This is a genomic window from Pullulanibacillus pueri (assembly GCF_014639255.1).
GTDB classification, from domain to species: Bacteria; Bacillota; Bacilli; order Bacillales; family Sporolactobacillaceae; genus Pullulanibacillus; species Pullulanibacillus pueri.
In genome coordinates this window covers 1-17,213 of record NZ_BMFV01000057.1, presented here as the reverse complement: position 1 = coordinate 17,213, position 17,213 = coordinate 1, and the positions used below count along the sequence as shown (strand labels likewise).

The 17,213-nt window shown below is 41.5% G+C and carries 12 protein-coding genes and 1 pseudogene; 12 read left to right on the top strand and 1 reads right to left on the bottom strand.

All coding sequences use genetic code 11. The features are described from left to right. Positions 1-120: 120 nt before the first annotated feature. Positions 121-1,570: pseudogene (locus tag IEV91_RS20770) on the bottom strand (IS1182 family transposase). A gap of 583 nt (positions 1,571-2,153) precedes the next feature. Here IEV91_RS20770 and IEV91_RS20765 point away from each other — a divergent pair. The 12 genes from IEV91_RS20765 (at position 2,154) to glnA (ending at position 17,113) form a co-directional block, all read left to right on the top strand. Next, on the top strand, positions 2,154-3,200 hold the full coding sequence (locus IEV91_RS20765) for a M42 family metallopeptidase (RefSeq protein WP_188499341.1): 1,047 nt from the start codon (positions 2,154-2,156) through the stop codon (positions 3,198-3,200). Between the two features lie 188 nt (positions 3,201-3,388). Further along, entirely contained in the window at positions 3,389-3,940 is a 552-nt protein-coding gene (cotE, locus tag IEV91_RS20760) for an outer spore coat protein CotE (protein ID WP_188499340.1), read from the top strand. Between the two features lie 198 nt (positions 3,941-4,138). After that, positions 4,139-6,799: a DNA mismatch repair protein MutS gene (gene mutS / locus IEV91_RS20755; protein ID WP_188499339.1), complete on the top strand. Its 2,661-nt coding sequence runs from the start codon at positions 4,139-4,141 to the stop codon at positions 6,797-6,799. Between the two features lie 13 nt (positions 6,800-6,812). Further along, complete coding sequence (mutL, locus tag IEV91_RS20750; RefSeq protein WP_188499338.1) at positions 6,813-8,750, top strand: DNA mismatch repair endonuclease MutL; 1,938 nt, start codon at positions 6,813-6,815, stop codon at positions 8,748-8,750. A 141-nt stretch (positions 8,751-8,891) separates the two neighbouring features. Continuing rightward, positions 8,892-9,779: a DUF1002 domain-containing protein gene (locus IEV91_RS20745; RefSeq protein WP_188499337.1), complete on the top strand. Its 888-nt coding sequence runs from the start codon at positions 8,892-8,894 to the stop codon at positions 9,777-9,779. Positions 9,780-9,852: 73 nt separating this feature from the next. Then, positions 9,853-10,791 carry a tRNA (adenosine(37)-N6)-dimethylallyltransferase MiaA gene (miaA, locus tag IEV91_RS20740; RefSeq protein WP_188499336.1) on the top strand — a complete coding sequence of 313 codons (939 nt, stop codon included), beginning with the start codon at positions 9,853-9,855 and terminating at the stop codon, positions 10,789-10,791. Between the two features lie 43 nt (positions 10,792-10,834). Further along, positions 10,835-11,065: an RNA chaperone Hfq gene (gene hfq / locus IEV91_RS20735; RefSeq protein ID WP_188499335.1), complete on the top strand. Its 231-nt coding sequence runs from the start codon at positions 10,835-10,837 to the stop codon at positions 11,063-11,065. A gap of 415 nt (positions 11,066-11,480) precedes the next feature. Continuing rightward, positions 11,481-12,470 (top strand): stage V sporulation protein K, encoded by a 990-nt coding sequence (spoVK, locus tag IEV91_RS20730; protein ID WP_188499334.1) that lies wholly within the window; start codon positions 11,481-11,483, stop codon positions 12,468-12,470. Between the two features lie 184 nt (positions 12,471-12,654). Further along, entirely contained in the window at positions 12,655-13,920 is a 1,266-nt protein-coding gene (hflX, locus tag IEV91_RS20725; protein ID WP_188499333.1) for a GTPase HflX, read from the top strand. Continuing rightward, positions 13,913-15,190, top strand: coding sequence for a methionine gamma-lyase family protein (locus tag IEV91_RS20720; protein ID WP_188499332.1), 1,278 nt, complete (start codon positions 13,913-13,915; stop codon positions 15,188-15,190). Before hflX ends, IEV91_RS20720 begins: the two co-directional genes overlap by 8 nt. A 133-nt stretch (positions 15,191-15,323) precedes the next feature. Continuing rightward, positions 15,324-15,737: a MerR family transcriptional regulator gene (locus tag IEV91_RS20715; protein WP_188499331.1), complete on the top strand. Its 414-nt coding sequence runs from the start codon at positions 15,324-15,326 to the stop codon at positions 15,735-15,737. A gap of 41 nt (positions 15,738-15,778) precedes the next feature. Then, complete coding sequence (gene glnA / locus IEV91_RS20710; protein WP_188499330.1) at positions 15,779-17,113, top strand: type I glutamate--ammonia ligase; 1,335 nt, start codon at positions 15,779-15,781, stop codon at positions 17,111-17,113. The last annotated feature ends 100 nt before the right edge of the window (positions 17,114-17,213 follow it).

The window sequence follows — 17,213 nt, the reverse complement described above, 5'->3', positions numbered from 1 at the left end:
TCCCCCTAGATAGAACAGATTTTTATTTTTTAATCTGTCTACCTAAAAGGGAGCATATCAAAATTCGGAAGTGAATTTGGTCGTCTTTTAATGGTATTTAATTGTCTATTTACCCGTTTTTTAGTTCATTAATTTCAATATCCTTTTCAAATTTACTGTAAATATTGCCAAGGCTCCTTGCATTTCCATACCTAATAGACCTGAGGATTTTGAAACACTGTACCCGTGTCTGTTTTTTAATTCGCTATTCTTAGCTTCTATTTTATACCGTTCCTTGGACTTTTCCTTGAAATAGTCACTTTCTTGGAACTTTTCTTGTTCTGTATGGATATTTGATTTGATAGTTACAGAATAGGTTTTACTTTTAGAACCCTCTTTATAACAGCCATCTTTAAATGGGCAATTTTTGCACCTTTCTGTATCAAAATAATAAGTATCAACTTGATTTTTAGCTACATTTTTTTGCCTTGACGGGCTTTCCTAATAGCCATATGCCCTGCTTTACACACGTACATACCTGCGTCTTTATTAAATTCGAACTCATCTTATTTCGTTCGATAACCTAGTGAAACTGAGGGATTTAGTTGGCAACTCATTTCATTTTCTTTCTCTTTGGTATACGTGATTTTCCCTTTTCTGAATAAGCAGCATCTCCAATGACTGTCTCAACATTCATGCCGGCTTCGACACTCTTTTCGATTAATGTCTCTAATTGCTTTCCATCATTTTTTTCTCCTGTAGTAATCGTTGCGGCGGTAATAATCCGTTCTTCGCTCATTGCCAGGTGTGTCTTATATCCAAAGAAGGAGGAGTCCGCGGTCTTGTGGCCAACCTTGGCATCTTGGTCCTTTGAACACCGGAGGTGTTCGATGTCATCTTCGACGGTCTCTTTCAATAGGCTTAGCTTTTCCTTCACCTTTGGGTACTGTAGAAGGACTTCTTCTTTTTCGATAACATCCATGAGATTTTGCGAGTAAGTTATTTCATCCTCCAGTACATCAGTCTTTGTCTTAGTAGGAAACTTCTCCTTCATAGACTCATCTACCTGATAGATGGCCTGTCTTAGCTTTTTGGAACGCTCCATAAGTACTTCTTTTGGTTTCATCTGATTATAACGGGCTTTTGTATGAGTGGCATCAACAATAATGGAGTTACTCTTGATGATTCCCTTTTCAATGGCAATCTCCACAGTCTTATTAATAAGCAAATCCAAGAGGTTAATATCCTTAAGCCTAAGTTTTCGGAATTTAGTCAAGGAGCTCGGTTCAATGACTTCTTCTTCAGGTGTCATGTCCAAAAAATACTTAAAGGACATGTCATATTTTGACCGTTCCACAATATCAACATCGGAAAGATCGTGGATGGTTTTTAATAATAGATATTTGAACATGCGAATAGGGTCAATAGCGTTTCGATCATTGATCAAGCAATCCCTCTCCTTAAGTTCATCATACACAAATGAAAAATCGACAAGATCATTGATCTTACGCAACATGTTATCCTCTGGAACTATCAGATTGTAGAGGTCCATATAGGGACTTAACTTTAATGACTGTTGTTTGGAAATCACCGTAACCACCCGCTTCACTTAGTTACTTTTATTATAAATTAAAAAATGCAAAAACCCTCAATAAAATATGAGAGTTTTTGCATTCCTTGTTTATTTTCCTTCTTTTAATGAAATACACCTTCTGCTATCCAGTTGAATGGAGTGAAAGGCGCGAGACTCCTACGGGAACAGCACGAGTCCGAAGATCCACTTGGGAAAACAAAATAGTCCATTCCCAAGTTAGCTGAGGCCGTGCCCGAGGAAAGCGAGCGACCTGGAGCGGAAATCAACCTCTCGACAACACCTTGTTGTAAAGAGGACTTTTTCAGTGGCCTCGATAATTGCCTGTGGGTTTTATAGTGAGAGTTGGGTCTATTGATTTGATCCCTGTCTATATCGAAGGGTCCTTCAGTTGTGTTTTTCATCCAATTGGATTATCCATAATTTTATTATGTAAACTTGATAATTTTTACAACAAATATGTCATCTCTGTACTTTCTGAGTCTTCTTATTGATTAATACGTTAAATATGGGTAGGATTTATAGTAAAGTTGAAAAACTTACATATTTATTTGAATCGTGAGGGGGAAATGTTGTGGTACATATTGTGGAAGAAAAAAAGATTGTTGACTTAATCACCCAGCTTGTTTCGATTCCAGGGCCCTCTGGTAATGCCAGCAAAGCGGTTGCTTTTACAGAGGAAAAGTTTAAGGCACTTGGCGTGTCGACATTTAAAACGAATAAAGGTGGATTGCTTGCGACAATAGAAGGCAAGGATCACTCGAAGCATCGGTTTTTAACGGCCCATGTTGATACGCTAGGAGCGATGGTGAAAGAAATTAAGTCTGATGGACGCTTGAAACTTACAAAAATCGGTGGCTTTCCTTGGAATATGGCAGAAGGCGAGTATTGTGAAATCGAGACGGCAGAGGGCAAGCATTACACAGGAACCATACTGATTCATCAAACCTCAACTCATGTGTATAAAGATGCTGGGAAAGCAGAGCGAACTGATGAAAATATGGAAGTCCGGATTGATGAGAAAACCACTTCTAAAGAAGAAACGGAAGCGCTGGGCATACAAGTGGGGGATTTTGTCTCCTTTGATCCACGGGTTCAAGTCACAGAGAGTGGGTTTGTAAAATCCAGACATCTTGACGATAAAGCAAGTGTGGCTTTACTTTTACATGTTGCAGAAAAGCTAAAGGAAAACAATATCACGCTTCCTTATACCACTCATTTTCTAATTTCTAATAATGAAGAGATTGGCTTTGGTGGCAATTCCAATATCCCTGAAGAAACCGTCGAGTATTTAGCGGTTGATATGGGGGCGATTGGAGATGGACAAGCGACAGACGAATATACTGTATCCATTTGTGCGAAGGATTCCAGTGGTCCTTATCACTATGGATTAAGGAAAAAACTGGTACAGATCGCTCAAGATCATCATATTGGGTATAAAATTGACATCTATCCGTATTATGGCTCTGACGCTTCTGCAGCGATTCGTGCTGGCTTTGATATCATTCACGGTCTTATTGGTCCGGGGATTGATGCTTCCCATGCCTATGAGCGCACACACGTAGACTCTCTGCTCCACACTGGAGATCTCATCTATTACTACTTACAATCTGATTTAGTCGAAGCTTAAGTATCGAAACCAGGATGGCCTATAACGGTCATCCTTTTTTAATTTTGATACGTGGATATGTTGGCATGATTTTACGATCTTCCTCCTTTTTAACAATGGCTCTCCGTTAAAACGTATAAAATTCTCGCACACTAGTTATTCGCCCTGCATAACATGACAGAGAAGAAAGCAAAGGAGGTAATGGACTCGTGGCTGACACGGATTTTAACTATAGGGAAATAATAACCAAGGCTATTTGCGGCAAAGGAAAAAAGTTTAGTCAAACAGCCCATTCGATTTCACCTACTCATAAGCCGTCCAGCATTCTCGGCTGCTGGGTCATCAATCATAAATTCCGGACCCACTACAACAAGGATGTTGTTGTCGTCGAAGGAACTTATGACATTAACACTTGGTATTCTTATAGCAACAATACAAAGACAGAAGTTGTGACTGAAACTGTAAGCTACCGTGACGAAATCGCGCTAACCATTAAAGATAAAAATGTACTCTCCGATAAGATGGATGTTTATGCCCATGAACTTCAAGAGCCCAATAGCTTAGAAGCGAATATTTCCCCAAACGGTAACAAGATTGTCGTTCAAGTGGAAAGAGAATTCCTCGTTGAACTGGTTGGTGATACTAAGGTCAAAGTCCAAGTGGATGAAGATGGTGTCTTAGAAGAAGACTGGGATGATGATCTGGATGAAGCTTTTGAAGATCTTGATTCCGAATTTTTAGTGGGTGAGCTTGAAGAATAAACTAGGAAGGCACAGTCTTCCTAGTTTTTTTCATGTTTTAAGGGCTACCCAATAGGTATAGTTTATGATAAAATGGCGTTTTGTGTCTCTCGGATAAAGGGAAGATCTATGATATAATTGTGTCAAATAAACACGAAAATAAGAGAAATATAGAACGTAGATAAAAACTATAGTTAGAAAATAGAGGATGAAGTAAAAATGGCGTTCACTCCTATGATACAGCAATATTTATCAATCAAAAAAAACTACGAAGATGCATTTTTATTTTTTAGATTAGGTGATTTCTATGAAATGTTCTTTGAAGACGCAAAATTAGCTGTTAAAGAGCTGGAAATTACGTTGACTTCTCGGGACGGTGGCGATAAAGAACGGATTCCAATGTGTGGTGTACCGTATCATTCAGCCGACCACTACATACAACGTTTGATTGAAAAAGGCTATAAAGTGGCGATTTGTGAGCAAGTTGAAGACCCTAAAGAGGCTAAAGGGGTTGTCAAACGGGAAGTGATCCAGGTGATCACGCCAGGAACGGTAATGAATGAAAGCTCCTTGCAGCCAAAACAAAATAACTTTATAGCTGCCATTAGCATGCAGTCTAATAGAACCTTTAGCCTGGCTGTTGTGGATATGACAACGGGAGAAGCGAAGGCCACCGCGAACCTCAATGAGAGACAAGTCATTCAGGAAATCTTGGCCTTTGAATGCCGAGAAATTGTGATGTCAACAACAATGGACGAGCCTTTTGTGCAGACTCTAAAGCAACAGGCCTTTTTCGCGCTTTCCTATGAGGACCAAGAAGAGGTTCCTGCATCGCTAGGCAACCTGTTAGCTCATTCTACAGAACCTGCAATACAGCGAACATTTGGTAAACTGTTAAACTATTTAAATCGCACGCAGAAACGCTCTTTAGACCACCTTCAGCCTCTTGAGGTTTATGCCGTGCATGAGACGATGCGTTTAAATGAGCAGAGTCGAAGAAATCTTGAATTGGTCGCCACTATTAGGGGCAATCACAAGAAGGGTTCCTTATTATGGCTTCTTGATCATACTATGACTGCCATGGGGGGCAGAAGATTAAAAACGTGGATTGAAAAGCCTTTAATCAATGAGGCAGCTATTTTAGAGCGATCCTCTGTTGTAGAGACCTTCATCACCCATTTTTTCGAACGGGAAACACTTCGTGAGAAATTAAAGGAGATTTATGATCTTGAAAGGCTTGTTGGTAGAATTTCTTTTGGTAATGTCAATGCTCGAGAACTGATACAACTCAAGCAATCACTCGCCCAAATTCCTGAAGTCAAAGAGATTCTTCGGTCAATGAATCAACAAACCCTAAAGGACTTGGTCAAGGATATTGATCCTTGTGAAGATATTCATACCTTGGTTAACCAAGCGATTATAGAAGATCCCCCTATTTCAATTACTGAGGGCGGCATGATCAAAGACGGTTATAATCAAACTTTAGATGACTATCGCTACGTGAGTCGAAATGGCAAGACATGGCTTGCAGAGCTTGAGAAAAGTGAGCGCGTGGCCACAGGGATTAAGTCCTTAAAAATAGGCTATAACAAGGTTTTTGGCTATTATATTGAAGTGACCAAGGCTAACTTGAAATTTTTGCCGGAAGGTCGATATGAACGGAAGCAAACGTTGACCAATGCGGAAAGATATGTGACTCCAGAGCTGAAAGAAAAAGAGAAAATGATTCTAGAGGCCGAGGAAAAAACGGTTGATTTAGAATATGAATTGTTTCAAGAGGTTCGTAAAAAAATTAAGGCGCACGGCGAACGTCTGCAAAAGCTGGCTAGGATTATTAGTAATATTGATGTCCTGCAAAGTCTTGCCACTGTGAGTGATGAAAATAATTATGTTAAACCTCACTTCAGTCACGCGCGGACGATTCATTTAACTAATAGTCGCCATCCTGTTGTAGAAAAGGTTCTTCCAAGCGGGACATTTGTCGCCAATGATCTAAGTATGGATACTTCATGCGATGTCCTTTTGATAACAGGACCTAATATGGGCGGAAAAAGTACGGCGATGCGTCAAGTGGCGCTTTCCGCTATTATGGCGCAAATGGGGTGTTTTGTTCCTGCGGATGAAGCTGTACTGCCAATTTTTGATCAAATTTTCACGCGTATCGGTGCCGCCGACGATCTTGTTTCAGGTCAGAGTACCTTTATGGTTGAAATGGCCGAGGCCAAAGAAGCCATTACCGAAGCGACCGATCAAAGCCTTATTCTGTTAGATGAAATTGGCCGAGGAACATCGACCTATGATGGGATCGCGATTGCCCGAGCGATAGTGGAGTACATTCATAGCCAAGTGAAAGCAAAGACGCTATTTTCTACACACTATCATGAGTTAACGGCCTTGGAACAGGTGTTAGAACGCTTAAGGAATGTCCATGTTGGAGCGATTGAGGAAGAGGGGAAGGTCGTCTTCTCACACAAAGTGCTTGAGGGCGCAGCTGATAAGAGCTATGGTATCCATGTGGCAGAGCTTGCTGAACTTCCACATGAAGTGATTACTCGTGCCAATGTGATTTTAGCCGATTTAGAAGGTGGCGTGATGGCGGCGAATGGAGGCCAGCCTGTAGGATCAGACCCACAAAACGCTGACCCTATTATTCATGAGACTTCTGTCGTGCCCGATCAGGAGAAGACGAGTACAGAACAACTAACCTTTTTCGTTGCCCCATCAGAGCCATCAGAGGAAAAGCAGGACAAGCTTACCAAAAAAGAAAAAGAAGTACTCAAAGACTTAAAAGCAATTGATTTATTGGCCATGACGCCAATGGAAGCCATGAATCAATTATATACTATTCAAACAAAATTAAAGTCAAAATCACACCAGTAGGAGGTATGGGGATATGGGACGGATTCACAGAATGAGCGAACCTCTTGCCAATAAAATAGCTGCGGGAGAAGTCGTTGAACGCCCCGCTTCTATTGTTAAGGAATTAGTAGAAAACGCGATTGATGCTGCTGCAAAAAAGATCTTAGTTGAAGTCAAAGAAGGCGGACTTGAGAGTATAAAAATAACCGATGATGGTCATGGTTTTGAACCTGATGATTGTGAGATTGCCTTCGAACGCCATGCGACAAGTAAGATTACAGATGAACCCGATCTTTTCCATATTCGCACACTCGGTTTCCGTGGAGAGGCGTTGCCGAGTATTGCTTCGGTGTCTCATATTGAGATGCGGACGGCGACAGAAAAAGGAGAAGGGCGTCGTCTAGTTCTTCATGGTGGTCAAATTGTTGAGTCGAGTTCTGCGCACGGGAGACGGGGAACTGAAATCACTGTGACGCAATTGTTTTATAATACTCCAGCACGCCTCAAGCATTTAAAGACGATCCATACTGAGCTCGCAAATATTACAGATACGATGAATAAATTGGCTCTTGCCCATCCTGAAGTGCGTTTTGAATTGATTCATAATGAGAAGAGTCTTTTGCGCACCAATGGGAGTGGTGATTTTGCTCAAGTATTGGCTGCTATTTATGGTATGCGAACAGCTAAAGATTCCTTTTATATGGAAGCCAGTTCTTTAGATTTTGAAGTGAAGGGGCGGCTAGTAAAACCTGAGATTACCCGAGCGGGTCGGCAATATGTTTATCTTCTCATCAATGGTCGGTATATCCGTAATTACGCGATTTTTAATGCCGTGCTTAGGGGCTATCACACTTTGTTGCCGATTGGGCGCTATCCGATTGCTGTTATCCAGATCACAATGGACCCGACACTGATCGATGTCAATGTCCATCCAGCGAAGCTTGAAGCCCGACTCAGTAAAGAAAAAGAACTTTGCGAGCTGATAGAAAAAGCAGTGCGAGAGACGTTTCATAAGCAGCGGCTTATCCCACAGATTGAGCGGAAGGAAAAAGCGGAAAAGCCAGTCAGTGAGCAACAAAGGATTGATTTTAGTGAAAAGACGCCAGTGAACTTTGCATCATCACCTCAGACGTCTCAATCATCTCAATGGGTCAAAGAAACACCGAGCACAGAGACTCAGTTTCAAGACTGGACAAAAGAAGAAAATGAGAGAGCAAGTGATTTACGAGATGAGAGAAATGAAACCTTTGAGACGTTTGTGTCGTCTTATCATCAGCAGCCAGAAAGCCAAAGGACTGTCGAAGAAAGAGAGCCAAGCACTGAAGAAACTCCTCCAGCGACTGAAAGTCTAACTGTAGGTGAGGAGAGGGAAACAGCTTTACCCTCCCGACGTATGCCGGTATTGTATCCTATTGGGCAGATGCATGGCACATACATTATGGCCCAAAATGAAAACGGACTGTACATCATCGACCAACATGCGGCACAGGAACGGATTAAATATGAATTTTTCCGAGAAAAAGTCGCGGAAACAGCTAATGAAGTTCAAGAATTGCTGATTCCAATGACCTTTGAGTTCTCTTCATCGGAAGTCGCCATCATTGAAACCTATCTCGAAGAACTCCGGCGTATTGGGCTAGAATTTGAAGCCTTTGGTCATAACAGTTACATTGTCCGGTCTCATCCGCAGTGGTTTCCCAAAGGAAAAGAGGAAGAAACGATCGAGGACATCGTCAATCAAATTCTTGAGGATGGCAAAGTGTCCATTAAAGAACTTCGTGAGGACCTTGCCATTATGATGTCGTGTAAAAAATCGATTAAAGCGAATCGCCATTTGCGACAAGATGAGATTCAGGCTTTGCTCGACCAGTTGGCTGAGGCTCAAGATCCCTTTACCTGTCCCCACGGTCGACCGGTTATCATCACCTTTACGACATATGAGATGGAGAAGATGTTTAAGAGGGTAATGTAGTCGTGGTCAATTAAAATTTAGGGAAAAAAGCCCCTTGACCTTTTGAGGGGGCCCTTATTATAGTTAAAAGACTGTTTTACTTTGATAATGCTGTTACTAGCTGTTATGAAATTATTGATAGTAAAGTTGAGGAGAAAGCACATGTTAAAAAGAGGTTTAGTCTTCTTATGTTCTATCTTGTTTATTTTTGCCGCCACATTGACTCCGATGATCGCTAAAGCAGATGCTACACCTGGCGATGTGATTGTTACCTTAGGAGCAGACTTGAGTGAACAACAGAAGCAGGATATTCTAAAGGAAATGAATGTCGATCCTAATTCTACAGATATCATTGAAGTCACTAATGCCGAGGAGCATAAGTATCTTGATGACTATTTACCGAAAGCACAAATCGGAACGAGAGCGATTAGCTCATCTAAGATCACGATTGGTAAGGAAGGGACAGGACTTTCAGCAAGTACCAACCATATTAATTTTGTAACCAATGATATGTATATTAATGCCCTAGCCACTGCTGGGGTCAAGGATGCCCAAGTCTATGTCACTGCACCTTTTGATGTCTCAGGTACTGCTGGTTTAACAGGATTGATTAAAGCTTATGAATTATCAACAGGAGATGTCATTCCTGAGGCAAATAAACAAGTGGCCAACCAAGAAATGGTAACCACTGCTAATCTCGCAAAGGAAAATGGGATGGGTAAGGAAAAAGCCGCTCAGCTTATGACAGCGATTAAAGATAAGATGGCAGAATCTAACCCGAAAACCGATGATGACATTAAGAAAGTCATTAACGATGCGGCAGAGCAAACGGGTGTGAAGTTATCCGATCAAGATGTCCAGCGCCTCTTAGATCTTTTGAAAAAGATGCAAGACTTAGATATTAACTGGAAACAAGTAGGGGATCAAATGCAATCGGTGAAAGATAAGTTTAGTGATGTTCTCCAATCAGATGAAGCTAAAGGATTCTTTCATAAGCTTGTCGGTTTTATTAAATCACTTTTCCATGCGATCGCCTCACTATTTAACTAAGCTTGTGTTTTTACTCGTTTTTAACTAAAATAGGGGAAACTCTAGTGATCGTGATGAAAGTGTGTGAAATACTTTGAAACAAAATCTTGTGGTTATTATCGGCCCAACAGCAGTTGGAAAGACAAAATTAAGTGTCGAGATGGCAAAGGCGTTACACGGTGAGATCATTAATGGTGACGCCTTTCAAGTGTATAAAGATTTGAATATTGGAACGGCGAAGGCAACACTTGAAGAAAGGGAAGGCATTCCCCATCATTTACTTGATTTTTTAGATCCAGAAGAATCTTACACCGTCTCGGATTTTCAGCATGATGCCCGGCAGGTGATAGCTGAAGTTGCGGAACGCGGACGTTTGCCGATTCTTGTCGGGGGTACCGGTTTATATATCAACGCGGTATTATTTAAAAATTACACGTTTAATACGCCACCGGAAGATCAAGTCTATAGGACAGAGTTAGAAAAATATGCTTTAGATCATGGGAATGACGCCCTTTATGCATTATTAGTAGAGAAGAATCCTGAGGTTGCTGAAACGATTCATCCGAATAATGTGAGAAGAGTGATCAGGACTCTTGAAAAGCTTCGGGATCCTAAGTCTAAAGCCCTTGAAGCGCATAGTATTACAATGAAGGACTCTCTCTACAATCCGATTGTCATTGGCCTAACGATGGCACGTGAGGAACTCTATCAGAGAATTAATGCCAGAGTGGATAAGATGGTCACCGAGGGTCTCATTGAAGAAGCGCGTGCCTTATTTGATAGGGGTCTACAAGGTGCTGGCTCTGTACAAGCCATTGGTTATAAAGAACTCTTTGGTGCTTTTAATGATGAATACACTATTGAGGAAGCCATTCGACTGATCAAAAGGAATTCCCGGCGTTATGCGAAACGGCAACTGACGTGGTTTAATCATCAAATTGAGGTAGAGTGGGTGGATATGACCCATGTTGAAAGGATATTTTCAAAAAAAGCTTTAAAAATCATTGAATTTGTAGCAGGAAAAATCAAATAAATAGCGAATTAGACAGATATAGAGATAAGAGGAGGTTTCACCCATGAAACAATCGGTTAACATTCAGGACAGCTTTTTAAATCAATTACGTAAAGATAATACTTTTGTTACTGTGTTTTTACTCAATGGGTTCCAACTTAAAGGTTTGATTAAAGGTTTTGATAATTTTACCGTTCTTATCGAAAGCGATGGTAAGCAGCAATTGATCTTTAAGCATGCGATTTCAACGTTTGCCCCTGCACGACCTGTTCATTTCAGTCAAAGTGAAGAATAAGGTTTCAGCCCTCGGAAGCTTTTTCCGGGGGTTTTTTGTTATAACATCTGAATCTATCGGGTTAGCGGAAGACCTTATGAGTGCCACTTTGGCTCGCCATAAAGCTTAGTGATAAGTCGATTTTCTAAACGGTCAAGTTATTTTTGGGGGCAGCGTAGTCGGTGTTAATCTCCACTCAAGGCCGTTCGTTTCCGCGTACTCATATGACTGGGTGTTCTTCCCTTGTTTTTAAAAATTTATTTGCCCTGCTTCTAGTTTTTTTGAACATCCTTTTAAAATAAATAAAGGTGTACATTCATATAATCAATGTATCGTGGTTCTGTTGTACTCATGTGATGTATTTCACAATTAGGCATTTATCACATATTGCTTGCACGCATCGTATACTGGACCAAAGAACAGTGAGGTGAGCTCAGTGTCCGATACGTTTACATTTAAACAAAAAGGTCAAATTAATGTTGTGCTTAATCAAGCGAGGCAGGATTATGACGAACCCATCGTAAAGAAACAAGATTCAGGGTCTAAGCATTTTTCCTTTGAAAAAATTGAAGAGAAGCTCAATCAATTTGTAGGCATGGAAGAAATCAAAAAAACAGTTAAAGAAATCTATGCGTGGATTTATGTCAATCGCTTGCGTAAACAATATAGCTTGAAAACCGATACCCAGGCGCTGCATATGTTATTTAAAGGAAACCCAGGTACTGGTAAAACTACCGTTGCGCGATTACTTGGTGAATTGTTTTCAGATATGGGCGTTCTCTCGAAGGGACACCTTATTGAAGCAGAGCGTGCAGACCTCGTCGGTGAATATATTGGGCAGACCGCACAAAAAACACGTGAACTCATAAAAAAAGCGCAGGGTGGCATTTTATTTATTGATGAGGCCTATTCATTGGCACGTGGTGGTGAGAAGGATTTTGGGAAGGAAGCAATCGATACGCTTGTTAAACATATGGAAGATAAGAAAGGCGAGTTTATTCTTATTTTAGCGGGCTATTCCGATGAAATGGACTTTTTTATGGAGATGAACCCAGGATTGCCTTCGCGTTTTCCGATTCAGATCTCATTTCCCAATTACAATGAGCATGAATTGCTATTAATCACTGATCAAATGATTGAGAACAAGGAATATAAATTCACCTCTGAAGCCCGAAAAAAATTAGAGCGGCATTTAAAGTTTAAAGTAAATCAACATGAAAAATCATTTAGTAATGGACGTTATGTTAGAAATTTAGTGGAAAAAATGATTCGACAGCAAGCTGTCCGCTTGCTTCGTGAAGGGGTTCCTGATCGCGTTTCATTGTTGACGATTCGTTCAAGTGACATTACCATTGAGGAGGGAAAGGAAAAGTCATACGACCTGTCAGATCAAAATCAAGAAGGGATCACTTTGTCACAGTACTGATCAAGGATACATTATCATCGATAAGGACATTTGCAGGCAGTTTATTCCAAGGCTTTAGTTGGCCTCTTGCTGCCTGTAAATGTAGCGTCCATTAAAAAAAAGAGAGGTTATGAATGCCGCTAGATAAGAAACACTATAAGTAGAAACGTATAGCACATTAGAAAAGGTAGGCGACGACATTTAAATGGAAAAAGTGATTCTTGTAGGACGTCGTCATCCGGCTGTGACCGACGAGGCCTTTTCCTATTCAATGGAAGAATTGGAGAGCCTCACGCATACAGCGGGTGGCGACGTTCTTGCTACTTTAACACAAGCAAGACAAAAAGTGGATCCGGCCACTTACATAGGTTCGGGGAAAGTTGAAGAATTAAAGCATCTTTGTGAAGAATTAGAAATAGACAGCGTCATTTTTAATGATGAGCTTTCACCGAGTCAGCAATCCAATTTAGCTCTTGCACTTGATGCGAAAGTCATCGATCGCACTCAGTTGATCCTAGATATTTTTGCGAGTCGCGCACGTTCACGCGAAGGGCGTCTTCAGGTTGAACTTGCCCAATTAAATTATTTACTTCCCCGCTTAACTGGTTTAGGATTAACCCTGTCAAGACAAGGAGGCGGAATTGGGACAAGAGGGCCTGGTGAAACCCAGCTTGAATCCGATCGCCGCCATATCCGGAGACGTATTGGGGAGATCAAAAAACAACTCTCCGTCGTCGTGCGTCACCGTGAACAATATCGTGAGCGCAGAAGAAGAAATCAAGCCTTTAAAATCGCTCTTGTCGGTTATACCAACGCAGGGAAATCGACGTTGTTTAACCAATTGACGGATGCGGAGGCCCTAGAAGAAAATAAATTGTTTGCGACCTTAGATCCTTTAACGCGACGCTTTCGTTGCCCTGATGGTCTTAATGCCCTAATGACTGACACTGTAGGCTTCATTCAGCATCTTCCTACGGCCCTTGTTGCCGCCTTCCGTTCTACTTTAGAGGAAGTGAAAGAAGCTGATCTTTTAATCCATGTGGTAGATGCCTCACATTCTGATCATATGAATCACATTCAAACTGTGGAGAAACTGCTTAGAGAACTGGATGCGGAGCAGATACCGACCGTTTTAATTTTTAACAAAAAAGATTTAATCCAGAACCTTGCAGAAATCACTGTTCCAAAGGGAGCTTTACTCGTCTCAGCTTTTGATGCCGTTGATTTAGCAAGGATTAAACAAAAAATTCAAGATGAAATTGTTGAACAATCTGCGCCTTATAGAACAAAGGTTGAAGCCGGCGATGGCGGTTTAATCGCGCGTTTAAGAACGGAAACGATTGTTACTGATCATCATTGGGATGAGGAATCTGAGGTTCATCAATATGATGGCTATGTTTGGACGGAATCACCGCTTTTCCAACAACTCGCGCTTCATCCTGACGAAGGGATGGATGAAGACCATGTTTGAAGCATTTAAAAATGGTGGGCACTTAGAGGCTATAGAAAGATCAATCACGTTACAAATCCAGGAGCAGCTCCGGCGTATTGAAAAAAGATCTGAAGTCAACCAATGGCGTGTTTTAGAGGCTTTTCGAAAGCAGAGAGTGAGCGACAGCCATTTGTTAGGAACGACAGGCTATGGCTATGATGATTTTGGACGTGAGACGCTTGAAGCGGTTTATGCTGAAATTTTTGGTGCGGAGGCGGGATTAGTTCGTCCGCAAATCATCTCTGGGACGCATGCGATCACTATCGCTTTATTTGGAGTGTTACGTCCTGGGGATGAGTTGGTCTATATTACAGGGAAGCCTTATGACACGCTTGATGGGGTCATAGGGCTAAAACCTGGTGGGAACGGCTCTCTCAAAGATTTTGGTATCCAGTGTCAGACGGTGCCACTCCGTGAAGGGGAAATCGATGTTGACACTGTTTTGAAAAGCATCACGCCCAAAGTTAAAATGCTCGCGATTCAACGTTCGAGAGGCTATGATCAGCGCCCCTCACTTACTATTCATGAAATTGAAGAAGCCATTAAACACATCAAAGCACGTTACCCTGATATTATTGTATTTGTTGATAATTGTTATGGGGAATTTGTTGAAACGGTTGAACCTTCTCATGTCGGGGCTGATCTTGTTGCAGGTTCTTTAATTAAAAATCCGGGCGCTGGCCTTGTGAAGGTGGGCGGTTATATTGTCGGGCGTGAAGATTTGGTGAATCTTTGTGCTGAGCGCTTAACGGCTCCGGGGCTTGGAAAAGAAGTGGGACCGACCTTGCATCATTTAGCTGACATCTATCAAGGGATTTTTATGGCGCCTCATACCACGGCTGAGGCTTTAAAAGGCGCTGTTTTCAGTTCAGCCATGATGGAAAAGCTTGGCATGGAAACGAATCCTAAATGGCACCAAGAAAGAACCGACCTTGTCCAATCGGTAACATTTAATGATGCAGAGCGTATGACGCTTTTTTGTCAAGCGATCCAAGCAGCTTCACCAATTAATGCCCATGTGAAACCTGAGCCCAGTCCTATGCCGGGCTACGATGATCCTGTTATTATGGCCGCAGGAACCTTTGTTCAGGGGTCGAGTATAGAGCTTTCAGCGGATGGGCCGCTCCGCCCTCCGTATACTGTTTTTGTACAAGGCGGGTTGACCTATACCCATGTTAAATATGCGATTTTATCGGCCGTTGATCTTTTAATAGAAAGCAAGGTCCTTTCCCTAGAAGCCTTACATTAAAACATCTAGGTGAAATAATGTGTCTATTCTCCAAAAAAACTAAAAATTTATATGTTAAAAAACTTAACATCTGTTGACAGGAAATTGTCACTTTACTATAATGAAACTAGAAACTTGGAAGGAGGGGTTTTGTGTGGATGACCGCATTCGACGAAATATGCCATTGTTCTCGATGAGTATTGTTGGTGAACTAACTGGGCTGACAGCACGACAAATTCGCTACTATGAAGAGCATCAATTGGTTCAACCCGAACGCTCCAAGGGCAATCGACGCTTATTTTCCTTTAATGATGTGGAAAAACTATTGGAAATAAAAGCGTTGCTTGACAAAGGGGTTAATTTAGCTGGCATCCAACATGTTCTTCAGATGAAAGAGAATGAGGCTTCCGTTGAAGTGGCCGAAACGCAGACGCCCGAAACGGATTATAAAAAACCGGATCTCTCTGATGATGAATTAAGGAAATTGCTTAAGCAAGGCTTATTCAGCGCAGGGAAACATGGGAAGACCTCTATCATCCAAGGGGAACTATCAAGATTTTTTCATTGATTTAGAGTTTAAGATGTAGATGGAGATTGGGAGGAGAAAAGATGGGTCGATACACAAAAGAGGACATTCTTCGATTCGCAGAAGAACAAAATGTAAAGTTTGTACGTTTGCAGTTTACGGATCTCCTTGGAATTATTAAAAACGTGGAGATTCCAGTAGATGAACTTCAAAAAGCAGTGGATAACGAAATGATGTTTGACGGTTCTTCTATTGAAGGTTTTGTACGCATTGAAGAATCGGATATGCTTTTATATCCTGACCTTGATACATGGGTTGTTTTCCCTTGGACATCAGGTAAAGGGAAGGTTGCACGTCTTATCTGTGATATTTACAATCCGGATGGCACCCCTTTTGAAGGGGATCCTCGCCGCATTCTTAAAAAACAACTTGAAGAAATGCATAAGCTTGGGTTTACTGATTTTAATATTGGGCCAGAGCCAGAGTTTTTCCTATTCAAACTGGATGAAAAAGGTGAGCCTACTTTAGAATTAAACGATAAAGGCGGTTACTTTGACCTTGCGCCTACTGATCTTGGTGAAAATTGCCGTCGTGATATCGTTCTTGAGCTTGAAGACATGGGCTTTGAAATTGAAGCGTCTCATCATGAGGTTGCTCCAGGTCAACATGAAATTGACTTTAAGTATGCAGATGCGGTGACAACAGCGGATAACATCCAAACGTTTAAACTCGTTGTAAAAACGATCGCACGTCAACATGGCCTTCATGCGACCTTCATGCCAAAACCACTTTTTGGTGTCAACGGTAACGGCATGCATGCAAACATGTCTTTATTTAAAGATGGTGAAAATGCATTCTATGATCCTAGCACTGAATCACAGTTGAGTGAAACAGCTATGCAGTTCATCGCAGGTATTCTAAAAAATGCACAAGCCTTCACAGCTCTAACGAACCCAACGGTTAACTCATATAAGCGCCTCGTGCCAGGATACGAAGCACCATGTTATGTGGCTTGGTCCATGAAAAACCGGAGCCCACTTATCCGTATTCCTGCCAAACGGAAACTTAGCACACGTATTGAAGTGCGTAGTGTAGACCCATCTGCGAACCCCTATCTCGCTATGGCAGCTTTACTTGCGTCAGGACTTGACGGTGTTAAAAATAGCTTAACACCACCAGCACCAATCGATCGCAATATCTACGTGATGGATAAAGAAGAGCGTGAAAGTGCTGGAATTCCAGATCTTCCATCTAACCTTAAGGAAGCAATGGAAGTGATGAAGAAGAACGAAGTCATCACTAAAGCCCTTGGCGAACACGCCCTAGCCAACTTCTTAGAGGCTAAAGAAATTGAATGGGATATGTTTAGAACACAAGTTCACCCTTGGGAAAGAGAACAGTATCTTAATACTTATTAATAGCCAAAACCCTTGACACTCCTAGTGTTGAGGGTTTTTTATTTTACGACTTTAGTCAGTTGAGCTCGCGATAGCGTGCGAAACAATAAACCACCTGCTA